Annotated in this window: 23 protein-coding genes; 10 read left to right on the top strand and 13 right to left on the bottom strand. The window is 70.3% G+C overall.

Going from position 1 to position 24,005, the window contains the following annotated elements:
• Positions 1 to 18: 18 nt before the first annotated feature.
• The 10 genes from ASF28_RS05630 to ASF28_RS05585 form a co-directional block, all read right to left on the bottom strand.
• On the bottom strand, positions 19 to 1,284 hold the full coding sequence (locus ASF28_RS05630) for a Zn-dependent hydrolase (RefSeq protein WP_056088753.1): 1,266 nt from the start codon (positions 1,282 to 1,284) through the stop codon (positions 19 to 21).
• A gap of 54 nt (positions 1,285 to 1,338) precedes the next feature.
• Positions 1,339 to 2,367, bottom strand: coding sequence for an ABC transporter ATP-binding protein (locus ASF28_RS05625; protein ID WP_056088750.1), 1,029 nt, complete (start codon positions 2,365 to 2,367; stop codon positions 1,339 to 1,341).
• Positions 2,364 to 3,425, bottom strand: a complete 1,062-nt coding sequence (locus tag ASF28_RS05620; RefSeq protein ID WP_200912646.1) for an ABC transporter ATP-binding protein — start codon at positions 3,423 to 3,425, stop codon at positions 2,364 to 2,366. The genes ASF28_RS05625 and ASF28_RS05620 overlap by 4 nt, the downstream gene beginning before the upstream one ends.
• A complete protein-coding gene (locus tag ASF28_RS05615) occupies positions 3,422 to 4,342 on the bottom strand; it encodes an ABC transporter permease (protein ID WP_056088746.1) in 921 nt (306 codons plus the stop codon). The genes ASF28_RS05620 and ASF28_RS05615 overlap by 4 nt, the downstream gene beginning before the upstream one ends.
• Positions 4,342 to 5,295 (bottom strand): ABC transporter permease, encoded by a 954-nt coding sequence (locus ASF28_RS05610; RefSeq protein ID WP_056088741.1) that lies wholly within the window; start codon positions 5,293 to 5,295, stop codon positions 4,342 to 4,344. The genes ASF28_RS05615 and ASF28_RS05610 overlap by 1 nt, the downstream gene beginning before the upstream one ends.
• A gap of 172 nt (positions 5,296 to 5,467) precedes the next feature.
• A complete protein-coding gene (locus ASF28_RS05605; protein WP_244474957.1) occupies positions 5,468 to 7,018 on the bottom strand; it encodes an ABC transporter substrate-binding protein in 1,551 nt (516 codons plus the stop codon).
• Between the two features lie 443 nt (positions 7,019 to 7,461).
• Entirely contained in the window at positions 7,462 to 10,551 is a 3,090-nt protein-coding gene (locus ASF28_RS05600; RefSeq protein WP_056088734.1) for an efflux RND transporter permease subunit, read from the bottom strand.
• Positions 10,552 to 10,593: 42 nt separating this feature from the next.
• Positions 10,594 to 11,835, bottom strand: coding sequence for an efflux RND transporter periplasmic adaptor subunit (locus ASF28_RS05595; RefSeq protein WP_056091264.1), 1,242 nt, complete (start codon positions 11,833 to 11,835; stop codon positions 10,594 to 10,596).
• A gap of 2 nt (positions 11,836 to 11,837) precedes the next feature.
• Entirely contained in the window at positions 11,838 to 12,476 is a 639-nt protein-coding gene (locus ASF28_RS05590) for a TetR/AcrR family transcriptional regulator (RefSeq protein ID WP_056088732.1), read from the bottom strand.
• Positions 12,473 to 12,688, bottom strand: a complete 216-nt coding sequence (locus ASF28_RS05585) for a hypothetical protein (protein WP_157085375.1) — start codon at positions 12,686 to 12,688, stop codon at positions 12,473 to 12,475. Before ASF28_RS05585 ends, ASF28_RS05590 begins: the two co-directional genes overlap by 4 nt.
• A 442-nt stretch (positions 12,689 to 13,130) precedes the next feature.
• Here ASF28_RS05585 and ASF28_RS05580 point away from each other — a divergent pair, with 442 nt between their 5' ends.
• From ASF28_RS05580 to ASF28_RS05565, 4 genes are read left to right on the top strand one after another with little or no spacing between them, the layout of a single operon-like run.
• Positions 13,131 to 14,336, top strand: coding sequence for an iron ABC transporter substrate-binding protein (locus tag ASF28_RS05580; protein ID WP_082476017.1), 1,206 nt, complete (start codon positions 13,131 to 13,133; stop codon positions 14,334 to 14,336).
• Positions 14,333 to 15,391, top strand: coding sequence for a FecCD family ABC transporter permease (locus ASF28_RS05575; protein ID WP_443189709.1), 1,059 nt, complete (start codon positions 14,333 to 14,335; stop codon positions 15,389 to 15,391). Before ASF28_RS05580 ends, ASF28_RS05575 begins: the two co-directional genes overlap by 4 nt.
• Positions 15,388 to 16,161: an ABC transporter ATP-binding protein gene (locus tag ASF28_RS05570; RefSeq protein WP_056091258.1), complete on the top strand. Its 774-nt coding sequence runs from the start codon at positions 15,388 to 15,390 to the stop codon at positions 16,159 to 16,161. The genes ASF28_RS05575 and ASF28_RS05570 overlap by 4 nt, the downstream gene beginning before the upstream one ends.
• Positions 16,162 to 16,181: 20 nt before the next feature.
• Entirely contained in the window at positions 16,182 to 16,667 is a 486-nt protein-coding gene (locus ASF28_RS05565; protein WP_056088725.1) for an SAM-dependent methyltransferase, read from the top strand.
• Positions 16,668 to 16,688: 21 nt separating this feature from the next.
• Here ASF28_RS05565 and ASF28_RS05560 read toward each other — a convergent pair whose 3' ends face one another.
• Both ASF28_RS05560 and modA read right to left on the bottom strand, forming a co-directional pair.
• The gene (locus ASF28_RS05560) at positions 16,689 to 16,898 is read right to left on the bottom strand and encodes a TOBE domain-containing protein (RefSeq protein ID WP_056088721.1); all 210 of its coding nucleotides are present in this window, start codon (positions 16,896 to 16,898) and stop codon (positions 16,689 to 16,691) included.
• A 13-nt stretch (positions 16,899 to 16,911) separates the two neighbouring features.
• A complete protein-coding gene (modA, locus tag ASF28_RS05555; protein WP_056088718.1) occupies positions 16,912 to 17,694 on the bottom strand; it encodes a molybdate ABC transporter substrate-binding protein in 783 nt (260 codons plus the stop codon).
• 184 nt (positions 17,695 to 17,878) lie between these two features.
• Here modA and ASF28_RS05550 point away from each other — a divergent pair, with 184 nt between their 5' ends.
• From ASF28_RS05550 to ASF28_RS05525, 6 genes are all read left to right on the top strand, one after another.
• Complete coding sequence (locus ASF28_RS05550; RefSeq protein ID WP_056088715.1) at positions 17,879 to 18,649, top strand: SDR family NAD(P)-dependent oxidoreductase; 771 nt, start codon at positions 17,879 to 17,881, stop codon at positions 18,647 to 18,649.
• 26 nt (positions 18,650 to 18,675) lie between these two features.
• A complete protein-coding gene (locus ASF28_RS05545; protein ID WP_056088711.1) occupies positions 18,676 to 19,167 on the top strand; it encodes an ureidoglycolate lyase in 492 nt (163 codons plus the stop codon).
• Between the two features lie 45 nt (positions 19,168 to 19,212).
• Positions 19,213 to 19,908 (top strand): glutathione S-transferase family protein, encoded by a 696-nt coding sequence (locus ASF28_RS05540; protein ID WP_056088708.1) that lies wholly within the window; start codon positions 19,213 to 19,215, stop codon positions 19,906 to 19,908.
• A gap of 76 nt (positions 19,909 to 19,984) precedes the next feature.
• Positions 19,985 to 20,773, top strand: coding sequence for a glutathione S-transferase family protein (locus tag ASF28_RS05535; protein WP_056088705.1), 789 nt, complete (start codon positions 19,985 to 19,987; stop codon positions 20,771 to 20,773).
• 103 nt (positions 20,774 to 20,876) lie between these two features.
• Positions 20,877 to 21,140 (top strand): hypothetical protein, encoded by a 264-nt coding sequence (locus ASF28_RS05530; protein WP_056091255.1) that lies wholly within the window; start codon positions 20,877 to 20,879, stop codon positions 21,138 to 21,140.
• Between the two features lie 406 nt (positions 21,141 to 21,546).
• Positions 21,547 to 22,254, top strand: coding sequence for a Crp/Fnr family transcriptional regulator (locus ASF28_RS05525; protein WP_244474903.1), 708 nt, complete (start codon positions 21,547 to 21,549; stop codon positions 22,252 to 22,254).
• 21 nt (positions 22,255 to 22,275) lie between these two features.
• Here ASF28_RS05525 and ASF28_RS05520 read toward each other — a convergent pair whose 3' ends face one another.
• The gene (locus ASF28_RS05520) at positions 22,276 to 23,997 is read right to left on the bottom strand and encodes a putative 2-aminoethylphosphonate ABC transporter permease subunit (protein WP_157085373.1); all 1,722 of its coding nucleotides are present in this window, start codon (positions 23,995 to 23,997) and stop codon (positions 22,276 to 22,278) included.
• Positions 23,998 to 24,005 lie beyond the last annotated feature (8 nt).

Here is a 24,005-nt window from a genome sequence, read left to right as displayed (position 1 = left end):
GGCGGAGTTGGGCTTCGCTCAGGCCCGCGGCGGCGTAACGGGCGCGTTCGCCAGGGTCAGCAGGGTCTGCAACAGGAGATCCGCGCCGGCGGTGCAGTCGAATTGCGTCGCCGATTCCGCCTCGTTGTGGCTGATTCCGTCCTTGCACGGCACGAAGATCATCGCGGTCGGCACCTTCAGGGCCAGGTTGCAGGCGTCGTGTGAGGCGCCCGAGACCATGCGGCGATGGGGCAGCCCGAGGCTGTCCGCGCCCCGTTCGATCAGCGCGACAATGCCGGGGTCGAACGGCACCGGCTCCTGGCGCCACACCAGATCGAGGGTGAAGCCGAGATTGCGCCGTCCGGCGATCTCCGCGAGGGCGGCACGCAGTTCGGCGTCGATGGCGTCGAGGGTGGCGGCGCGCGGGTCGCGGATGTCGAGGGTGAAGCGGACCCGGCCCGGGATGACGTTGCGCGACGGCGCTCCGATCACCGCCTCGCCGAGGGTGCCGACGGCGCTCGGGCCATGGGCACGGGCGATGCGCTCGACGGCGAGCGCCACCTCGGCGAGACCCGCGAAGGCATCGCGCCGGCGCGGCATCGGTGTGGTGCCGGCATGGCTTTCGAACCCCGTGATCGTGCCGTCGAACCAAAGGATGCCCTGGCCGCCCTCGACCACGCCGATGGTCTTGTCCTCCGCCTCGAGGATCGGCCCCTGCTCGATGTGGAGTTCGACGAAGGCGCCGATGGTGCGCGACCCCGTCGGCTCGGTGGCGGCGATGCCGAGCTTGTCCAACGCGTCCGCCACGCTGACCCCGTCCACATCCGTGCGGGCCAGAATGTCGGCCGTCGTGAAGGTGCCGACATGGGCGGCCGACGCCATGGTGGCGGGGGCGTAGCGGGAGCCCTCCTCGTTGGTCCAGTTGACGATGAGGATCGGCGCCTCCGTCTCGATGCCGGCATCGTTGAGGGTGCGCACCACCTCCAGCCCCGCGAGGGTGCCGAGAATCCCGTCGAAGCGCCCGCCCGTGGGCTGGGTGTCGAGGTGCGAGCCCGTGGCGACGGGCGGCCGTGTGCTGTCTCGGCCGGGCCGCAGGGCGAATTGGGTGCCGAGCTCGTCCGTACCGACGGTCAGCCCCGCCGCCTCGCAGGCGTTACGGAACCAGTCGCGGACCTGCCCGTCCTCCGGCGACAGGGTCAGGCGGTTGATGCCGCCCGCCGGCGTCGCCCCGAACGCCGCCGTCTCCATGAGGCTGGACCACAGGCGCGCTCCATCGACCCGCAGGTTGTGCCGTGCCGTGCCCATGGGGGCTCCTTATTGTTGGTTCGATCGGGTCGGGTTTGATCGCGGCTCAGCCGATCAAACCGCCGCTTCCAGCACCCGCGCCCGGTCGCCCTGGAACGCGGCGTGCGCCGCCTCCGTACGCCAGCACGCCGCCCGGTGGCCGGAATCGACGGCGACGTCCGGCGGGGCGTCGACGCTGCAGCGGTCCTCGGCGAGGAAGCACCGCGGAGCGAACGGGCAGCCCGGCGGGCGGTTGGCGAGGTCGGGGGGCGAGCCCGGAATCGTCTTCAGGCGCGAGCCCTTGGCCAAAGCCCCGTCGGCGCGGCTGCGCATGAGGCCGATGGTGTAGGGATGGTGCGGGTTCAGCACCACGTCGCGGGCCGAGCCCTCCTCGACGATGCGGCCGGCATACATCACGGCGATCCGGTCGGCGACCTCCACCGCCGCCCCGAGGTCGTGGGTGACGAAGATCGTCGAGAGGCCGAGTTCGGCCTGCAGCTCGCGCAGGAGCAGCAGGATCTGGATCTGCACCGTGGCGTCGAGCGCGGTGGTCGGCTCGTCGGCGAGCAGCACCTGCGGCCGGCAGGCCAGCGCCAGGGCGATCATGGCGCGCTGGCGCATGCCCCCCGACATCTCGTGCGGATAGGCGTCGAGGCGCCGCTCGGGGCTGGGGATGCGCACGCGCTCGAATAGCTGGAGCGCGCGCCGGCGCGCGGCCTCGACCCCGATTCGTTCGTGCTGGCGGATCGCCTCGGTGATCTGCTTGCCCACGGTGTAGACCGGGTCGAGGGCGAGAAGGGGCTCCTGGAAGATCATCGCCACTTCGCGGCCGCGCAAGGCGCGCAAGGCACGTGACGACAGCTTCATCACGTCCTGGCCAGCGACGAGGATCTCGCCGTCGATCCGGGTTTTGCGCTCGGGGTTGAGGCGCATGATGGCGCGGAGGGTCACGCTTTTCCCGGAGCCCGATTCGCCGATGAGGGCCACGGCCTGCCCGCGCTCCAGGGTGAGGTCGACCCCGTCCACGGCCTCGACCACGCCGCCGAACACGACCTTCAGGCCGCGAATGGCGACGGCGGGTTCTTTTGCGAGTCCGCTGCTCATGCGGCCACCGACAGGGCGGGGGCGGCGGAGTGGCCGGAGCCCGGCTGGCGGGCGAGGCAGGCGACACGGTGGACCGGATCGACGGGGGCGAGCGGCGGGGCGGTCGCCCGGCACACGTCCTCCACCAGGGTGCAGCGCGGGTGGAAGCGGCAGCCCGGCGGCGGGTCGATGGGGTTGGGCGGATCGCCGGCGAGGGGCGCCACCTCGGTCCGCGCATCCGGGTCCATGGACGGCATCGAGGACAGGAGCGCCGCCGTGTACGGATGGGCGGGGTTCGCCAGCACCGTGTCGGCCGGGCCGATCTCGACCACCTGGCCGAGATACATCACCGCGACCCGGTCGCAGATGAAGCGCACCACGTTCAGGTCGTGGGAAATGAACAGATACGTGAGGGCGAATTCCTGCTTCAGGTCCATGAGCAGGTTCAGCACCTGCGCCTCCACGGACTTGTCCAGGGCCGAGACCGCCTCGTCGAGGACCACGAGGCGCGGTTCCAGGGCCAGCGCGCGGGCGATGTTCACGCGCTGGCGCTGGCCGCCGGAGAGTTCGTGGGGATAGCGCGCGGCGAAGCGCGCCGGCTCCAGGCCGACGCGGGCCAAGAGCGAGCGCGCCCGCTCGATGGCCTGACGCTTCGGCACCCCGTGCACCCGCGGCCCGAAGGCGACGGAGCCCTCGATGGTCATGCGCGGGTTGAGGGACGAGTAGCTGTCCTGGAACACCATCTGGGTCTGGGCGCGGAACTCGCGCCAGGGCAGCGCCCGGCCGCCGATGCGCTCGCCGTCGAACAGCAACTCGCCCTTGTCATGCGGCATCAGCCCCATGATGAGGCGCGCGGTGGTGGACTTGCCGCAGCCGGATTCGCCGACGATCCCGAGGGTCTCGCCCTTGAGGATGTTGAAATCGACGCCGTCGACGGCACGCACCACGGCCTTCTTCCCGCCCAAGCCCTTCTTGACGGGAAAATGCTTCACGAGGCCGTCGATGGACAGCAGCGGCTGGGCCGGGCCGCCCCGGTCGCGGTCCTGCGGAACGGTGGGGAGTCCGATCGGCGTGCTCACGACTTCACCTCCATGGCGGACCGGAGCCCGTCCGAGAACAGGTTGAACGAGATCGAGACGATGAAGATGGCGAGTCCCGGCAGAGCCGCGACCAGGGGGTTCACGTAGATCGCCGTGCGCAGGGTGTTGAGCATCAGGCCCCATTCGGGCTCGGGCGGCTTCACCCCGAGGCCGAGGAACGACAGGCCCGAGGCCAGGATCATCGACACGCTGATGAGGCTGGTGGCGTAGACGAAGATCGGCCCGAGCACGTTGCCGAGCACCTGCACCCGCAGGATCGTCAGGGTCGAGGCGCCCGACAGCCGGGCGGCGTCGACGTAGTCGCGCGAGCGGATCTGCGTGGTGACGCTCTCGGCGACCCGCGCGATCTGGGGCACGAACACGCAGGTGAGCGAGACGATGGAGTTGAACACGCCCGCGCCCAGCGCGCCCGAGAGGGCGATGGCCAGCAGCACGGACGGGAACGCGAAGAACACGTCCACGGTGCGCATGAGCACGGTGTTGACCCAGCCGCCGACATAGCCGGCGAGAATGCCGATCCCCGAGCCGATGACGAAGGCGAGGATGACGGGGGTGACGCCGATGAACAGGGACAGGCGCCCGCCCATCATCAGGCGGCTCAACATGTCGCGGCCGAGCTCGTCCGAGCCGAGGATGTAGGTGGCGTCGCCGATGGGCTTGAGGCGGCGCACCATCGACCCGCGATAGGGGTCCATGGGGGTGATCCACGGCGACAGCAGCGCGATCGCCACGATGGCGAGGATGACGCAGGCCGCCGTCATCGCCACGGGATCGCGCACGAGCTTGTGGCCGACCTGCCCCCAGAACCCGCGCGAGGCCACGAAGGCGTCGGGGGCCGCCGGGGCGGGGGGGGCCCCGCCGGCGACATCGATGGCTGGTGCAAGGGTGTTGGCCATCAGCCCCTCTCGATGCGCGGGTCGAGGGCCGTCTGGACCACATCGACGATGAGGTTGAGGGCGACGAAGAACATCGCCAGGACGAGGATCGAGCCCTGGAGCAGGGGCAGGTCGCGCTGGAAGATCGCCGCGTTGAGCAGGAAGCCCGTGCCCGGCCAGGCGAACACCGTCTCGATGAGGATCGAGCCGCCGAGGAGGTAGCCGAGTTGGAGGCCCATGATGGCCAGCGCGGTCGGCGCGGCGTTCTTCACCACGTGCTTGAACACGCCGAACTCGCTCATGCCCTTGGCCCGCAGCGCCCCGACGAAGTCTTGGGCGAGGATGTCGCCGACCAGCGCCCGGACGGTGCGGGCGATGACCCCCATGGGGATCACCGACATCGTGATCGCCGGCAGGATGATATAGCGCAGGTGCTCGAGATCGGGCCGCCAGTTGCCCGAGCCGTCGGGGCCGGCGCCCGTCGGCGGCAGCCAGCCGAGCTGGGCCGAGAACACGATGACCAGCACCATGCCGAGCCAGTAATGCGGCACGCTGACCCCGAACACCGACACGGCCGAGGCGAGGCGGTCGAGGATCGAGTTGCGGAAGTAGCCGGCGACGAAGCCGAAGATCATGCCGAAGGTGAAGCCGATGAGTGTCGCCACCGATGCGAGGATCAGGCTGTTGACCACGGCCCGGCCGACCTCCTGCGCCACGGGGCGCCCGGTGGCGATGGAGATGCCGAGATCGCCCTGGAGCACGTGCCAAAGCCAGATCACGTACTGCAGCGGCAGCGGCTTGTCGTAGCCGTAGGCCGTGCGCATGGCGTCGATGGTCTCCTGCGTCGCGTCCACGGGGAGCACGGCGCTCAAGGGGTCGCCGGGCGCGAGGTGGACGAGGAGGAAGCACACGACGCTGACGCCGAGGGCCACGGGGGTGACGGTGAGCAGGCGCTGGAGGATGAAGCTCAGCATGGTCTTTACCCTCTCCCCCCTGCGGGAGAGGGTGCCTGCGGAGCAGGCGGGAGAGGGGGCGACCTCTCCGGAAGCGTTCCTCCCCTCTCCCGATCCGCGCTCGCGTGCGGGCCACCCGCCCCCGCAGGGGGGGGAGGGTTCATGCGTGCGGCCCTGGTCATCACTGGCCCGATCATTTCGCCATCGATATCGGCGAAAAGTCCTGGAACCAGTTCTGCGCCTGGACGAAGCCCTTCACCTTGGGGCTCATGGCCCGCGGGTTGGTGTCGTGGGCCACCATGAGGAACAGGGCGTCGTTGACGTACTTCTCGTGGACCTTCTCCAGCACCTTGGTCTGCGCAACCGGATCGAAGGTGGTGCGGACCTCGTCGAACAGCTTGTCCATCTCGGGGTCGCAGTAATGCCCCCAGTTGGTGCCGTTCGGCGCCGCGAGATTGCACTGCAGGTGGCGGATGAAGCCCGTGAACGGGTCCTGGACGAAGTACGAGAAGTTCATCCCCGTGGCCTTGCGCGACATCTCGGCCTTCGATCCACCCCGCCACAGGTTGATGAGGGTGTTCCACTCCACCACCTCGAACTCGACCTTGATGCCGATGTCGGCCAGATTCTGTTGGATCAGCTCGTTCATCGGCAGGGGCTGCATCTGCCCCGAGCCGGACGGCGCGATGAGGATCTTCGTCACGATGGGCTTGTTGGGGCCGTAGCCGGCCTCGGCCAGGAGCTTCTTGGCCGCCTCCGGGTCGTAGCCGGGCTTGAAGGTCGGGTGGCCGAACCAAGCCGAGCCCGGCGGCATGAAGCCCTGGGCCGGGATCATCAGGCCATTGAGCATTTCCTTCATGCCCTCGCGGTCCACCGCGAGGTTGGCGGCCTTGCGCACGCGGATGTCGTTCCAGGGTGAGCCCTCGGCCCGCGACAGGTGCCAAGTCCAGTTGTGCGGATAGGCGTTGGTGACGATGCCGAAGCCCGCCCCCTTGAGGGAGGCGACGGCGTCGGGCGGCGGTGCCTCGATCCAATCGACCTGACCGGACCGCAGGGCCGCCACGCGAGCGTTGGCCTCGGGGAGCGGCACCAGCACGAGCTTGTCGAGCTTCGGCACCCGGGCCTTGTCCCAGTACGCCTTGAACGGGACCATCTCGGCGCGCTCGCGCGGGGCGAACAGGGTCATCTGCCACGGCCCCGTCCCCGACGGCGTCTTGGCGAAGGCGTCCCAGCTCTTACCGAGCTTCTCCCACTGGGCCGGCGACGAGATCATAATCCAGGCGATCTGGTAGGGCAGGGTCGCGTCGGGGTTCTTCGTCGTGATCTCGACGGTCAGGGGATCGACGACCCGGTAGCTCGCCACCGCCGGAATGCGCGAGCGCCCCTGCGCCGATTGGCGCGGATCGAATTGCGGGGCGTCGGTCTTCAAGAGCTTGTCGAGGTTCCACACCACCGACTCGGCGGTGAAGGGCGAGCCGTCGTGGAAGGTCACGCCATCGCGCAGCTTGAACGTCCACTTGGTGTTGTCGGCCGGGTCCACGGTCCAGCTCGTGGCGAGCCCCGGCGCCAGCACGGACGGCTTCGTCGCCGAGGACAGGTCCCAGTTGATGAGGCCGTCATAGACCGTGAAGCCCGTGAACCGCATGCCCTCGCCGCCATTGTCGGCCTGGCCCGTGGTGAGCGGGATGTCGGAGGCGGTCATCCCGATCTTGAGGACGCCCTGCGCGAAGGCCGCCGGGGTCATCAGGCCCGACAGGAGCGTCGCGGCGAGGAGGCGCTTGTTGAAGCGGGAGAGCTTGGTCCGACGCGTCACTGAATCGATCATGCGCACACAGGTTCCTTCGGCGGGCCGGGCCCGGACGGGATACCGTATGCAATCCACCGGCCAGCCCGGCGGGCCGGGGCCGAGAAACCGATTTGAGATGTCGAGGATGGCAGACCGCCGTCGATCCTCGACGACCCGCTATTCGTACGTATCGCGGGCGGTCTTTCTTGGAGGGAGAGGGACCCGGCGAGGTCTGAGACCCGTCCGGTTGACCCGCACACCTCACCGCGATCCTTTCCCGAGAGGAGTTGGAGCCCGTTGTGCCTCACGCCGCCGGCCCCAATCCTTCCGGATCGGTCCTTCGAACGGCGTGGATCCCGTGCCGGCGGTGAAGTCCCCGGGTCGAGCGGGCGGGCGTCGCCTCAGGCGCCGTGGGACGCCGCGCCCTCCGGGGCCTCGTCGCGGGCGCCGACGAGGCGGCCGAGCAGGCGGCCCAGGACGTTGCCGAGGCTGTCCATGAGCAGGAACACCGCCGGCACGAACACCAGGGACAGCAGGGTCGAGACGATGAGGCCGGAGATCACCGCCACCGCCATGGGGGCGCGGAACTCGCCGCCGACCCCGAGGGCCAGGGCGGAGGGCACCATGCCGGCGGCCATGGCCAGCGTCGTCATCACGATGGGGCGGGCGCGCTTGCGGCCGGCCTCGACGATGGCGGTGACCCGATCGACGCCGCGGGCCATTTCCTCGACGGCGAAGTCCACCAGCATGATGGCGTTCTTCGTCACCAGCCCCATGAGCATCAGGATGCCGATGACCACTGGCATGGAGATCGGCATGTTGAGGACGAGCAGGCCGAGGATCGCGCCGCCGATGGAGAGGGGCAGGGAGAACAGGATGGTCAGGGGCTGCAGGAACGAGCCGAACAGCAGCACCAGCACGGCGTAGACCATCATGATCCCGGCGCCCATGGCCATGAGGAACCCCGAGAACACCTCGCCCATGATCTCGGCGTCACCCGTCTGCCGGATGGTCACCCCCGGGGGCAGGTTCTTCGCGGTGGGCGTCTCCAGGGCCTGCTGGATCAGGGAGCCGAGGGCGTCGGACCCTTCCATGTTGGCCTCCACGGCGACACGCACGACGCGGTCGTAGCGGTCGATGGCGCCCGGCCCCTGGCCGAGCTCGATGTCGGCGACGGCGGCCAGCGGCACGGCGGTGTTGTTCTTGGCCGGCACCTTGAGGTTTTCCAGGCGCGCGACGGTGCCGCGGGCGCTTTCCGGCAGCTGCACCCGGATCGGCACCTGACGGTCGGCGGCGTTGAACTTCGCCAGGTTCAGGCCGATGTCCCCGATGGTGCCGACCCGAACGGTCTCGGCGATGGCATCGGTGGACACGCCGAGATCGGCGGCGGAGCCCTCCTTCGGGCGGATGCGCACCTCCGTGCGGTTGAGCGGCGCCGTCGACATCACCGAGACGAGGTGGGGGATCGCCGCCATGTCACGCTGCAGGCGGGCGGCGACTTCGGTCACCACCTCCGGGTCGGGCCCGCCGACGACGAGGGCGAGGTCGCGCTGTCCACTGTCGCGAAGGGTCCAGGAGCGGATGTCCGGCTCCTCGGCGATGAGCGCCGCGATTTCGGTCTCCAACGCACCCTGCTTCTTCGCGCGCCGGTTCTTCGGCGTCAGGTTGACGATGAAGCTGGCGAGCCGGGTTTCCTTCTTGCCGCCCACCTGCCGTCCGCCATCGACGAAGACGGAAACCACCTCGGGGAGCGCCCGGATGCGCGCCGCCACCCGGTCGGAGGCCGCGATGGTGTCGGCCAGCCGCGCGCCGGGGGCGAGCTCGACCATGACGAGGGTGCGGGCGTTGTCCTGCTTCGGCACGAACCCCGACGGCAGCAGCCGCGTGGAGGCCAGCGACCCGGCGAACAGTGCCAGACCGATGACCAGGGTGATGAAGCGATGGCGCACGGACCAGCCGACGAGGCGAACATAGAGGCGCATCACCGGGCCGTCCTGCGCTTCGGCGTGACCCTGATCGCGTAAAAAATAGGCAGCCAACATCGGTGTGATCAGGCGTGCCACCAGAAGCGACATGAAGACCGACACCGCGATGGTGAGGCCGAACTGCATGAAGTAGCGCCCGGCGATCCCGCCCATGAACGACACGGGGGCGAACACCGCGATCAGCGTCGCCGTGATGGCGATGACCGCGAGCCCGATCTCGTCGGCGCCGTCGATGGCGGCGCGGTAGGGCGATTTGCCGAGGCGCATATGCCGGACGATGTTCTCGATCTCGACGATGGCGTCGTCGACGAGGATGCCCGTCACCAGGGTGATGGCCAGCAGGCTGATGCCGTTGAGGGTGAACCCCATGGCGTCCATGGCCCAGAAGGTCGGGAACACCGAGAGCGGCAGGGCGACGGCGGCGATGAGGGTCGCGCGCCAGTCCTGCAGGAACAGGAACACCACGATGACGGCGAGCACCGCGCCCTCGATGAGGGTGTGCATGGCCGAATCGTAGGAGCCGAGGGTGGCCGAGACCGACGAATCGATTTTTTCGAAGAGGAGGTCGGGATAGGTTTCCTGGAACTCGGCGATTTTCTTCTCGACGCCCACCGCGACTTCGGCATCGCTGGCGCCCGCTCCGCGCGAGACCGTGAACGCCACCACCGGATTGCCGTTGAAGCGCGCGAAGGTGCGCGGCTCCTCGATGGAATCCTCCACGGTGGCGAGGTCGTCGAGGCGCACCTTGCGGCCCGCCGGCAGCACGATGGAGGTGGCCTTGAGGTCGCGCAGGGTGCGCGAGGCGGCCAACGTGCGGATCGACTGCTCACGTCCGCCGACCTCGCCGCGCCCGCCGGCCATGTCGGCGGAGGTGAGGCGCAACTGCCGGTTCACGTCCGCCGCCGTGATGCCGAGCGCCAGGAGGCGGTCGGGCTGGAGCACCACGCGCAGTTCGCGGGCGACGCCGCCGACGCGCTCGACGCCGCCGACGCCCTTCACCCCCTGGAGGGTGCGGGCGATCTTGTCCTCCACGAGCCAGGACAGGTCGGCGGGGGTCATGGCCGGGGCGGTGACGCCGTAGACGAGGATCGGCAGGCCGGCGATCTCGACGCGGCTGATCACCGGCTCGTCGATGGTGCGCGGCAGGTTGATGCGGATCTTCGAGACCGCGTCCTTGACGTCGTTGACGGCCCGGTCGGTGTTCACCTCGAGGCGGAACTCGACGGTGGTGACGGACGAACCCTCGGTGATGGCCGAGGTGATGTGCTTGACCCCGCGCACGCCGGCGATGGAATCCTCGACCCACTTCGTCACCTGGGTCTGCAGCTCGGACGGCGCCGCCCCCGCCTGCGTGATCGCCACGGAGACGATGGGCACGTCGACGTTGGGCATGCGCGTGACGGCGAGGCCCCGGAAACTGACCAGCCCGAGGACGATCAGCACGAGGAACAGGACCAGGGGCCCGATGGGCTTGCGGATCGCCCAGGCGGAGACGTTCAGGCGCATGGGACGAGGTCTCCGGTGCGAAGCGCGGGGGGCCGGGGCGGCCTACGGAACGCCGGCCTCGGCGGTCGTCAGGGGCGACGGCTTCGCCGCCATGGCGGGAGCCGGTGCCCCGACCATGACGGGCCGCACCCGGTCGCCGTCGCGCAGGAACGAGCCGGCCCGGGCCACCACCCGTTCGCCCGCGTCGAGCCCCTTGCGGATCTCGATATCGTCGTCGTCGGACAGGCCGGTGCGGACCTCCCGGGCCTCGACCCGGTCGCCGGTCACCACGAGGACGGTGCTGCGCCGGTCGGCGCCGTAGAGGACGGAGGCCTGGGGCACGGTGACGTCGCGGGTGCGGGCGAGCTCGACGCCGCCGCGGGCGAAGGTGCCGATGCGCAGGCGCGGGTCGGCGTCGAGGCGCACCCGGACCTTGCCGAGACGGCTCGCCTTGTCGACCTCCGGATAGATGGCGCGCACGCTGCCCTGGACCCGTTCGCCGTCGCCGAGCACGATCCAGGCGGGCTTGCCCTCGCGCAGCTGCGGCAGCTTCGTCTCGATGACCTCGCCCTCGAGCTCGATTTCCCCCCGCGCGATGAGCCGGAACAGCGGCTCGGACGCGGCGGACGCCGCCATGCCGACGCGGGCGGTGCGGCGGCTGACGATGCCGGCCTCCGGCGCGCGGATCTCCGTGCGGGCCAGGCGCAGTTCGAGTTCGTCGCGCACGGCCTGGGCCTGGGCGAGCTCGGCCTTCGCGATGATCAGGCCGTTGCGGGCAAACGCCAGCTTGCCCTCCGCCTGGCGCAGGACGGAGGTGCGGTTCTCGAGGATCACCGCCGTGGCGTTGCCCGTCTGGAGCAATTGGCGGGCGCGCTCGTGGGAGAGGCGCGCCTCCGTCTCGGCGGCCTCGGCCTGCTCGATGCTGCTCTGCGCCTGCGGGACGACGGCCGCCGCCTTGTCGATGAGGGCCTTCTGCTGGGCGAGCTGGCGATCGACGAGGTCGCGCGACAGGCGCGCCAGGACCTGGCCGCGCTCGACCCGCATGCCCTCCTCGACGAGGACCTCGGTGATGCGGGTGCCGTCGATCTCGGGCGTCACCAGAATCTCGTCGCGGGGCACCAGGGTGCCGGTGACGGTCACCGTCTCGACGATCTCGCGGCGCTGCGCCTCGACCACGCTGACGGCGGGCGGGAGCGGCGCCTTGGCGGGCGTCGTCTCGGCCTGGGCTGAGCCGCCGCCGAGGCCCGACATCACCGCATGGGCCAGCATCACGGCACCGAACCGGAGGGCGTGCGTGCGGACCATGGTCATGGGGTCGACTCCAGGATCGTCTGGGAGGGACGGGGAAACTGTCCCGCGAGCCCCGCTTCGATCGTGCTGTTGAGCTGGGCCGCCGCCGCGACCGTATCGTAGCCGGGCACCAGGGCTCGACCGACGACGAGTCCCGTCATGAGGGGTTCGATGATGGCGTAGACCGCGGTCGGATCGCAGTCGGGATCGGTGGCGAGGGCCGCGATCGTCGCCAGGAACCACGCCCTGGTCTCGGCGTCGGCCCGCTCCGTCATGGCGGCGATGGCCGGGTTGCGGGTCGCCTCCGACCAGATGTCGAGCTGGAGCACCGCGGTCTCGCGGCTCAACGTTCCGAAATACTGGGTGAGGATGCCGAGGAACGCCGTGCGGCGGTCGCCGTCGCGCTCCAGATCGGCGACGCGAAGGGCAGCCTGTCCCCGCTCGCGTTCGGCGAGCCCCAGAACCAGGGCCTCCTTCGATTCGAAGTAGCGGTAGACGTTGCCCGGGCTCATGGCCGCCTCGCGGGCGAGGTCCTGCATGGTGGTGCGGTGGAAGCCGTTGCGCACGAAGCAGGCCTGCGCCGCGTCGAGGATGTGCTCGCGCCGGGCGGCCTGACTGCCCCGGGCGTCGATGACGGCGCCGGCGGCCGCGCTCACGAGGCGGCTCCCGGGGACTGAACCACCGCGCAGGCCCGCGGCTGCAGGTCGAGGTCGGCACAGACCCGGGCCTGCCAGCTGTCCGGGCCGGCCCCGGTCCAGCCGATGAGGGCGAGCCATCCGAAGGCGAGGGTGCCGACGAGCACGAGGTTTCCCGGCGTGCAGACCGCGCGGATGGCCGCCATGACGTGGTGGGCCGACCTGGATTGCACGGACCCGGATCGCGATGGTCCGGGACCCGTCACGTTGAATTCCGGCCAGCGGCCTCGGTGGGGAAGGGCCATCACGCACTCCTGACTATGCTTCCGTGTAATGAACATTCATTCTCACGTCAATGAACATTCATTCTCATGGCGGACCGAACAAGGTGGAAGGCGACGAAGGGCCATATCGGCGAGTCCCTGCCGCCGATTCGCCGCCGTCGAAGCGGACCCGCACTTGGCCGGGCGATTCGCGCCTGGAAACGGGGGGCTGCCCGTCCCATGCGGTGCGGCGTCATCGGGTGTGGTATCGGTCCGTCGGCGTGAGCCGCGATCCCGGGCGACGCGGCCGCCGGTCGTTGTCGCGGCCTCGCCGGACCGGGGCTTCGCCAAGCCGTAACTTCGGAGAACGCAGTCCCGAATGACGCAAACGCCCGACGAACGAGCCCTCCGCATGGATCCCGGCCTCGGTGGTACGATCCGGGTCGCGCCGCGACCCTCGACCGGTTCGGCGAGCCCCTGGGCGCGCGCCTCGACGACGCACGGCGTTCCGGGCGCGGAACCCGCACCCCCGGTCGCCGCCCGGCCTCGGACTGCCCGTCGGAGTGCCCTCGCGGGCATCGCCGTCATCCTCGGATGCCTCGCACCCGTCGCGGCCTCGGCCCGGCCGTTCACGGATGCGGCCGGACGGACGGTGGAAATCCCCGACCGGGTGGCGCGCGTCCTCGCCGCCGGACCGCCGGCCTCGGTGCTGCTCTACAGCCTCGCGCCCGGCCGGATGGTCGGCTGGGTCCGCGCGCCGTCCCCGGAGGAGCGCCCGTACCTCGCGCCCGAGACGTGGGACCTGCCGGCCACCGGGCGCCTCACCGGGCGCGGCGGCACCGCCAATGTCGAGGCGGTGCTCGCCCTCAAGCCCGATCTCATCGTCGATGTCGGCAGCACCGGACCGACCTACGCCTCGCTGGCCGACCGGGTCCAGGCGCAGACCGGCATTCCCTACGTCATCCTCGACGGCACCTTCGCCAAGACCGGAGAGGCCTACCGACAGCTCGGCGACCTCATCGGTGAACGATCCGCGGCCGAGGCCTTGGCCGCCTATGCGGATGCCACCCTGAGGGACGTGACGGAGACGCTCGCGGCGTTGCCCGAGGCCCGGCGGCCCCGGGTCTACTATGCGCGCGGTCCGAGGGGGCTCGAGACGGCGCTCGCCGGGTCCCTCAACGCCGAACTGCTCGACGTCGTCGGCGCCCGCAACGTCGCCGTGGCGGCGGGGCAGGGCGGCCTCGCCACCGTCTCGCCGGAGCAGGTCCTGGCCTGGAACCCCGACGTGATCGTGACCCAGGACCCGGCCTTCCGCAGGGCCGTCGCCACCGATCCGCTCTGGGCCGGCGTGAAGGCCGTGCGCGACGGCCGCGTGATCCAGGCGCCGACCCTGCCGTTCGGCTGGTTCGACGCGCCGCCCGGCGCCAACCGCCTCATCGGCGTGCGCTGGCTGGCGGGCGCGCTCTATCCCGACCTGTTCCCGCAGCCGCTGGCCGAGGTCACCCGCGACTTCTACCGGCGCTTCTACCATGTCGAGCTCGATCCGGCGCAGGCCGCCGCCCTCCTCGACGGGGCCGTGAGCCCGCAGGGCCCGACCCCGCACGGACCGACGCCGTGACTTCGGATGTTGTGGCGGAGGTCCCGACCCGGCCGGCGGGGCGGCGAGTCCTCGCCGTTGCCGGATGGGTCCTGCCCGTCCTGGCCCTGTGCGCCCTCGCCGTCGCGGCCCTCGGCATCGGCCGCTACGCGGTGCCGGTGGGCGATGTCTTCGACGTCCTCGCCGCCACGCTGTTCGGATGGCCGTCGGGCGCCGACGCCACGGTCCAGACGGTTGTCCTGCGGGTGCGCCTGCCGCGGGTCATCGCCGCCCTCGTGGTCGGGTCGGCCCTCGCGGCGGCCGGGGCGACCTACCAGGGGCTGTTTCGCAATCCCCTGGTCTCGCCCGACATCCTCGGGGTCTCGGCCGGTGCCAGCCTCGGGGCGGTGCTCGGCATCTTCCTGTCCCTGCCCGTGGCGGCGATCCAGGGCCTCGCCTTCGCGGGCGGCCTCGCCGCCGTGGCCTGCGTCTACGCCGTCGGCGCCACGGTGCGGCGGCACGATCCGGTGCTGACCCTGGTGCTGGCCGGCGTCGCCATCGGGGCGGTGCTGGGGGCGGCGATCTCCCTCATCAAGGTCCTGGCCGACCCCTACAACCAGCTGCCGGCCATCACCTACTGGCTGCTCGGCAGCCTCGCGTCGGTGACCCTCGGCGATGTCGGCGCCATCCTGCCGACCATGGTTCTCGGCCTCGTGCCCCTCGTGCTCCTGCGCTGGCGGGTGAACCTCATGAGCCTGGGCGAGGAAGAGGCCCGGGCGCTCGGCGTCGAGACCCGGGCCCTGCGCCCCCTCCTCGTCATGGCCGCCACCCTGGTGACGGCGGCGGCGGTGTCGGTGACGGGCGTCATCGGCTGGATCGGCCTGCTCGTGCCCCATGTGGCGCGCCTCCTCGTGGGCCCGGATTTCCGGCGCCTGTTGCCGGCCTCCCTCCTGCTCGGGGCCGGCTACCTGCTCGCCGTCGACATCGTCGCCCGCACCCTGGCCCCCGTGGAGGTGCCGCTCGGCATCCTCACGGCCCTCATCGGCGCGCCGTTCTTCCTGTGGCTGCTCGCCAGCGGCCGGCGCGGCTGGGCCTGATGCTGGAGGTCGACAACCTCGCGTTCGGCTATGGAACCCGAAGGATCGGGTCCGACGTGAGCTTCGGCCTCGCGGCCGGGGAGGTCCTGTGCCTGCTCGGCCCCAACGGCGGCGGCAAGACCACCCTGTTCAAGACCCTGCTGGGGCTGCTGCCGAAGCAATCGGGGCGAATTCTCCTCGACGGCGTCGACGTGGCGGGCTGGTCGCGCGCACGCCTCGCCCGCAGCCTCGCCTACGTGCCGCAGGCGCAGGCCGCCTTGTTTCCGTTCCCGGTCCGCGACGTCGTCCTCATGGGGCGCGCCAGCCGCCTCGGCGCCTTCGCCAGCCCCGGCCGGGTCGACCGCGCCCACGCCGAACGGGCGCTCGCGACCCTCGGCATCACGCATCTGGCCGAGCGCATCTACACGGAGATCAGCGGCGGCGAGCGCCAGATGGTGCTCATCGCCCGGGCGCTCGCCGGCGAGCCGCGCCTCCTCGTCATGGACGAGCCCACCGCCAGCCTGGATTTCGGCAACCAGACCCGGGTCCTCGATCAGGTCCGGCGGCTGGCGCGCGGTGGAATCGCCGTGATCCTCTCGACCCACGACCCCGACCACGCCTTCCTGTGCGCCGACCGCGTCGCCCTGCTGCACGAGGGCCGCCTCGCGGCCCTCGGCACCCCGGCCGAGACGATCACACCCGCGAGCCTGCAGCGCCTCTACGGCGTCGCCGTCGCGGTGGTGCCGCTCCCCGGATACGGACGCTCCGTCTGCGCACCGATCCTGTCCTGATCCGCAAGAGGCCCTTCCCGATGGTGCGCCTGAACGAGATCCGCCTGAACGAAATCGCCGTGGCCCCGCCCGCCGCCACCGATGCCGGCCTCGTCTATGTCGGCCGCATCGCGACGCCCTGGAGCGACCGCCTCGCCTGTCCGCGCCAGGGCCGGGCCGACGGACCCCTGTGCCGGATCACGGTGTTCGAGCCCTGGGTCGCCGCCCTCGACGGGCTCGCCGCCTACGCGCGGATCGAGGTGCTGTACTGGCTCGACGCCTCGCGGCGCGACCTCGTCCACCAGTGCCCGGCGAGCGACGGGGTCGCGCGCGGCACCTTCTCGCTGCGCTCGCCCGTGCGTCCCAACCCCATCGGGACGTCCATCGCGCATCTCGTGTCCATCGAGGGACCGGTCGTCACCGTGCGCGGCCTCGACTGCCTCGACGGGACGCCGCTCCTCGACCTCAAGCCGGATCGCAGCCTGTTCACCCCCGTCGCCCCGCCGCAGCCGGGCGATTTCGAATGACGGAAGCGATCCGGAACCCGCTCAGTCGACGGCGATCATGACGTCCGAGGCCTTGACCACGGCGTAGGCCTGGCCGCCCACCGTCAGGCCGAGGGAATCCACGGCCTCGTTGGTGATCGAGGACGTGATGACCGTGCCGTCGGCGACCTCGATCTTGACGTGGGCCGTGGTGGCGCCCTTCTCGACGGAGACGACCTTGCCCTTGAGGGTGTTGCGCGCGCTGATCTTCATCGGTGCTCTTTCGTTACTGTGAGGGACCGGCGCCGAGGACCTGGAAGCCTTGCGCCTCGAAGAAGGGCCGGGCCGCCGCACTCTTCAGGAAGGCGAGGAAGCGGGCGGCACCATCCCCCTTGGCCTCGGCGGTGACGGCGAACGGATACACCACCGGCGGGTGCGAGTCCGCCGGAAACACGCCCACCACCTTCACGCCCGGGTCGGATTTCGCATCGCTCTCGTAGACGACGCCGAGCGGCGCCTCGCCGCGCGAGACGAGGAGGAGGGCCGCGCGCACGTTGTTGGCCTGGGCGAGGCGCGGCTGCAGGCCGCCCCACAGGCCGAGCTTCTCGAAGGCCGCTTTGGCGTACTTGCCGATGGGCACGGAGGTGACCTCGCCCGTGGCGAGGCGGCCATCGGGGCCGAGGGCGGCGGAGAACCCTTCCTGCGTGAACGGCACGTCCGCCGTCTTGGCGTCCTTCGGCGCGATGACCACGATGCGGTTGCCCAGCAGGTTCACCCGGGTCTCGGGGCGCACGAGGTTCTTCTTCGCGATATAGTCCATCCATTCGAGGTCGGCCGAGGCGAAGAGGTCCGCCGGCGCCCCCGACTCGATCTGCCGCGCCAGGGCCGACGAGGCGGCGTAGCTCGCCTTCAGCGCGACGCCGCTCTCGGCGGTGAACGCCTTGCCGGCGTCGTCGAGGGCGTTCTTCAGGCTCGCGGCCGCGAACACCGTCGCGGTCTCCGCGGCCCGGGCGGCGGGGGCCACGGCGATGAGGCCGGCAAGCAGGACGGCACGGAGGGATGTGAGCATGCGGAATCGATCCTTCGACAAAGCACCGGCGGGGCCGCGGCGATGGGGTATATACAGCCAAATATAGCCGAGGTCAGGGGCCCACGGCCCGGGGAACCGACCGGTCCATCGCCGATTGACGCCTCATCGGGCTCGACGGGCCTCGCCCCGGCGGGACCTCCGCAACGGCAGGACACGGGATCCTATGAAGCTACAAGGCAAGCGTGCGCTCATCACCGGCGCCGATTCCGGTATTGGCCAAGCCACGGCCGAACTGTTCGCCCGCGAGGGCGCGGATGTCGCCATCACTTACAACACCGACGCCGAGGGCGCCCGCGAGACGGCACGGCGCGTGGAGGCCCTGGGCCGGCGCTGCCTCGTCATCCAGGACGATGTCGGCGATCCGGCCTCCGTCGCCGCGACCTTCGACCGGGTGGCGAGCGAACTCGGAATCCTCGACATCCTCGTCAACAATGCCGGTCAGGCCATGAGCGGCATGCCCGTGGCCGACATGGAGCCGGCGAAGCTCGAGCAGATCCTGCGGGTCAACCTCATGGGGCCGGTGTTCTGCGCCAAGGCCTTCATCGCCGTGCGCCGGGCCAACGGCGGACGCGGCAAGATCGTGACCGTCTCCTCCGTGGCCCAGCACCTGCCGACGCCGGAGAGCGCGCCCTACGGCATGTCGAAGGCCGGCATCGGCTCCCTGTGCCGCAGCCTGTCGCGGGAGCTCGCCGAGGACGGGATCAACGTCAACAACGTCGCGCCGGGCCTGATCGAGACGCCGATGACGAGCGACCGGTTCGAGAACCCGGAAAAGCTCGAAGCCTCCCTGGAGCGGATCCCGTGGCACCGCGCCGGCCAGCCCGACGAGATCGCCAAGGCGATTCTCTACCTCTCCAGCGACGATTCCAACTACGTGACCGGCCATACCCTCGTGGTCGACGGCGGCCTGACCATGCAGTGGGGCGGCGCCTGAGCGCCGGCGGGCCGGGAACACGACCCATGTCGGCCACCGATCCCGCGCGGACGCTTCCGATCCGCCCCATCGACGCGGCGGCGTTCGCGCCGTTCGGCACCCTGCTGGAAGCGCCGGACGTCGCCCCGCGCCAGGACCGGGCCACCTTCATCGAGAACGGGCGTCCGGCTGTGGCCGTCAACCTCGCCCTGATCCGGAGCGAGCCCTGGTCCGGCCCCGTACCCGTGGCCCGCCTGGAGCGGCACCCGCATTCGAGCCAGGCCTTCCTGCCCCTCGCCGTCGCCGCCTACGTGGTGGTGGTGGCGCCCGACCGGGACGGGCGTCCCGACGAGGCGGCCCTGCGGGCCTTTCGCGTGCCCGGCCATATCGGCCTGAACTACCGGGCCGGGGCCTGGCACGCCCACATGATGACCCTCGACGCCCCCGGCATCTTCGCCATGCTGGTCCACGAGGACGGGAGCGCGGACGATTGCCACGTGGTCGCGATCGCGCCCGTCGCCCTGACCCTCGACGGATGAGCGGTCGCGCTCCCGCTCTCCACTGTCAGATCAAGAGACCTCTCCATGACCAAGCCCCGCCTCTATACCTCGCCTTCGGCCTTCCCGAACCCACAGCGGCTACGCCTCTTCCTGCATGAGAAGGGCATCGCCGACCGGTTCGAGGAGGTGATCTACGATATGGCGCCGAAGGGCGAGCAGCGCGGCTGGCGCCACCTCAAGCTGAACCCGTGGGGCGAGACCCCGACCCTGGATCTCGGCGACGGCCAAATCCTCTCGGAATCGGCCGCCATCGTGCGCTACCTTGATGCGACGCATGACGGCCGCAGGATTACCGGCACGACGCCCCTGGAGCAGGGCCAGGACGCCATGTGGGACGACCGGATCTGGGTGCAGATCCTCTATCGGATCACCACGATGTTCCACGTCCGCAACGAGGGCCTGGGCCCGAAGCTCGAACTGACGCACAATCCGCAATGGGGCGAACACTGCCGTAAGGAGGCCATCGCCCATGCGGGCCTCGTCGACCGTCACCTCGCCGACGGCCGCGACTGGCTGCTCGGTGGCGACCAGCCGACCTTCGCCGACATCACCCTGTGTACCGCCATCGCCTTCTCGAAGTTTCCAAGCGTCCAGACGCCCCTCGACGAGCGCTTCGAGCACCTCGACGGATTCTGGCGGCGCTGGAAGGTCCGCGACAGTTTTCGCACCGCCTATGCCGATGGCGGCGGCCTCGACGAACTGGCCGACTTGTCGGCCTGAGCGGATGCGGCGACGCCGTCCGGCGCGCGTCGTGCCGGCTCCGAGATTGCGTCCCGCTCCCGTCCCCGGAGACCCCATGGTGCTGCTCTACGAGCATCCGCTCTCGTCCTACGCCCAGAAGATCAAGATCGCCCTTCGCGAAAAGGGCGTGGCGTTCACGGCCGAACTGCCCGACAGCTTCGGTACCGGTCGCGCCGACGGCCCGTTCGCAGAGGCCAATCCGCGCACGGAAGTGCCGGTGCTCATCGACGGCACCGTGTCGATCTTCGAATCCACCATCATCCTCGAATACATCGAGGAGCGCTGGCCCGATCCGCCGCTCCTGCCCCGGACCCCGGCGGCCCGCGCCTTCGCGCGGATCACCGAGGATGTCTGCGACACCCAGTACGAGGCCGTGAACTGGGGGTTTGGCGAGGTGCTGTGGTTCCGCCGCGCCACCGGGGCGCTGGCCGATCACCTGCGGGCCCAGGCGGCGGCGCAGACGCGTGTCCTGCAGGATTGGCTCGCGGGACGCCTCGGCGACGCCGACTGGTTCGGCGGACAGGGCTTCGGCTGGGCCGACGCGGCGGCGGCGCCCCTGGTCAACCGCTCGGTGCATTACGGCCTCGGGCCGGAGCCCGGCAGCCCGCTCCGGCGCTGGCACGCGCGGGTCGGCGAACGCCCCGCCGTGGCCCGGACCTTCGCCGAGTTCGAGGCGGCCGCCGCCCGGATGGCGCAGGCCGCGGACCTCTACACCACGGGGACGCGGCGGCGCGAATACCGCGACCATCGTCTCGAATGGATGGTGAAGTCGGGTGGGCTGTGCGTCGTCGAAGCGGGTTTGCGCGACGGCAACATCCGCTTCCCCTGGCCGAACACCCCGTAGGCGGGCTCCCGTGCGTTGCCGCACGGTCGACCGCGTCATCGTGTGAACCGACCTTCGCGGCATCCGTTGAAACACGATGATCCGCAACCGAAGGAAGTGCGCCGTGACCTCGAGAATTCCGCTGATCGCCGCCCTCGTGTTCACCATTGGGTCAGCCGGTTCCGTTCTGGCCCAATCCCCCGCCGAGACCGGGACCGGTGGGGACGTCAGCACCACGACGCGGGCACCCAACACCACCTCCGTCGGCCAGACCAAGCCGCCCGGCGCCGCCGCGGGCGGCGACGTCGATCGCAACCTCGATCAACGCACGAAGCAGCAGAAGAAGGACAGCGAGATCACCAAGGGCATCTGCATCGGCTGCAACTGACGGGGCGATACGCTCGCCCATGGCCGGTTCTCGCTCCGCGCACGACGGCGGAGCGGGGGGCTCCTGTGAACCGAGGGCTCGGCGAACGCAGGTGGCTTCGCGCATGTTCTGACTGTGCCTCGTCGGCATGCGGTGCCGCGGCTTTCGACGAGGATGGCTTCGTCCGTCTTCAGAAAGTCCTGTCGACCAGTCGGAGGCCTGCGGGCAAGTTCGGAGGTCGGCGTACGTGCGGGACGAATTCCTGCTTACGCTCAGTGTTAATAAATAATAATATTCCGCTCGTATTCGCGTGGAAAAGTGTCTAGTGGTCGTCTGTCAATCGGCTCGGATCATTCGCTCGATACAAAAGCGCCTGATTTCCTCTGAAACAGGTGCGGCCATGACACTTTCTCTCGATCAATCTAAGTTGCAGAATACGTTACTGGCCAGTCTCCGGCCCGACCTGTTCGCTGTGCTCGCGCCGTACCTCGCGCCCGCGTCGCTTGATCGCCACCACGTCATTGAGAGCCAGCACGAGGCCATTTCCCAGGTCTGCTTCCCGGGACCGGGCGTCGTCTCCGTGGTCGCTCGCACGGCGAACGGCATCCGCATGGAAACGGGCCTGATCGGCCCGGAGGGGATGACGGGCGTGGCGCTGCTCTACGGCGTCGACCGCACGCCGCACGAAACCTTCGTTCAGATTCCCTGCCGGGTCATGCAGCTCTCGGCGTCCGACCTCCGCCAGGCCCTGATCGACAGCCTACCCCTGCATCGCCATCTGCTGCGCTACGCCTATGCCTTCTCGATCCAGGTGGCGCAGACGGCCCTTTGCAACGGCCGCTTCACCATCGAACAGCGCCTGGCCCGCTGGCTCCTCATGAGCCACGATCGCGTCGACCGGGAGGACATTATGCTCACGCACGAATTCCTGTCCCTCATGCTCGGCGTGCGCCGCGCCGGCGTAACGACGGCCCTGCGCAACCTCGTCACCCTCGGATCCATCGGCATCCATCGCGGCACCATCGTCATCCGGGACCGCGCCGAGCTCCTGGCCTCGGCGGGCGACGCCTACGGCGCGCCGGAAGCGAGCTACGCCGCCGTCATGGGAACCACGCCCCCCGGGCTCGCCGCCTGACCGTCGGCGCTGGCCGGCGCGTCACGCCGTCCCCTCGCGGCGGCGCCAGACCTGGGCACGGGCGAGGACGAAGCGGTTGACCAGGGCCAGCGCCAGGCGGGCGCAGAGCGCGGTCGCCATGATCACGCTCGCCATGGCGGCGGCGGACGCCGTGGCCCCGGCCTCGTCCATGTGGACGATGGCGATGGCGGCGAGCTTGGTGCCCGGCCCGTAGAGGAAGATCACCGCCGAGACCGTCGTCATGGCGTTGACGAACAGGTAGACGGCGAGTTCGAGCACCGTGGGCAGGCAGATCGGCAGGCTGACCCGGCGGAACGTCTGCCAGAACGGCACCTTGAGGGAGGCCGAGACCGCTTCGAATTCGGGATCGATCTGCTTCAGGGCCGTCGTCGCGGTCACGTGCGCCACGGTGTAGTAGTGCGCCACAGTGTTGATCACCAGGAGCGCCAGGGTCCCGTAGAGGACGTTCAGGGGGTTCCACGGCGCGTTGAAGAAGAACACGTAGCCGAGTCCCAGCACGAGGCCGGGTACGGCCAGCGGCAGCATCGCCAGCAGCTGCGCCAGGGCGCGGCCGGCGGAGAACACGTTCAGCTTCTCGATGAGGTAGGCGCCGCAGAACACCAGCCCGGTGCCGAGGACGGCCACCGCCCCGGCCATGAGCAGCGAGTTCCCGTAGGGTATCCAGCCGTCGGAATCGGCCGCCGCGAAGTCGTAATGGTCGAGGGTGAGGCCGAGATTGTACGGCCAGTAGCGGATGAACGAGGCCCAGACGGCGACGCCGTAGGTGGCGACGACGAGGCCGGCGACGAGCCCCGCATAGGCGAGCGACAGGCCGTCGCGGACGGGGTGGGGTTTGGGCTCGTAGGGCACGGAGCGGGCCGTGAGCAGGGCCGATTGCCGGCGCCGGATCAGCCGGTCCACGGCGAAGGCCAGCACCGCCGGGGCCAGCATCAGCAGCCCGACCACGGCGCCCATGGGGAAGTTCTGCTGGCCGACCACCTGGCGGTAGGCGTCGGTGGCGAGGACCGGATACTGGCCGCCGATGACCTTCGGGATGCCGAAATCCGTCACCACCAGGGTGAAGACCACGAAGGCTGCGCTGACGAGGCCGTAGCGGGCGCCCGGCAGGGTCACGGTGGCGAAGGTGCGCAGGCGCCCCGTGCCCATGGCGGCGGCGGCCTCGTAGAGCCGGGCGTCGGACAGGGCCAGGGCCGTCATCAGGATGATGAGGGCGTGCGGGAAGGCGTAGAGGCATTCGGCGATGACGATGCCGATGGGTCCGTAGACGCTCTGCCCCATGAGCAGCCCGCGCAGGAATCCCTGGTTGCCGAGGATGTGGGTGAGGGCGATGCCCGACAGGAGCGAGGGCGCGAACAGCGGCAGCAGGGCCAGGGCCAGCAGCACGCCCCGGAACCGCATCGCCGTGCGGGTCAGCGCGTAGGCGTAGGCGAAGGCGAGGGGCACCACGATGGCGACGGTGGTGCCGGCCACAGCGAGGCTGTTGACCAGGGCCTCGACCAGGGTCGGGGTGGCGAAGTAGGTGCGGAAGTTGGACAGCCCCGCGAAGCCCCCGCCCGGCGCCTCCAGGCTCTTCATCAGCAGGGTGCCGAGCGGCAGGGCGAGGATGAGAACGAGCACCAGGCACAGGCCGGCGATGAGCACGGTGGCGACGAGGCGCTCCGGCACGCGGGCGCGCCGCACCGGAACGGCCTCCGGCAGGGCGAGGGCGAGGGCCTCCGTCATCGCGGGAC

Source organism: Methylobacterium sp. Leaf99, from assembly GCF_001422375.1.
In the GTDB taxonomy this organism is placed as follows: Bacteria; Pseudomonadota; Alphaproteobacteria; order Rhizobiales; family Beijerinckiaceae; genus Methylobacterium.
This window is presented reverse-complemented; position numbering and strand designations above follow the sequence as displayed.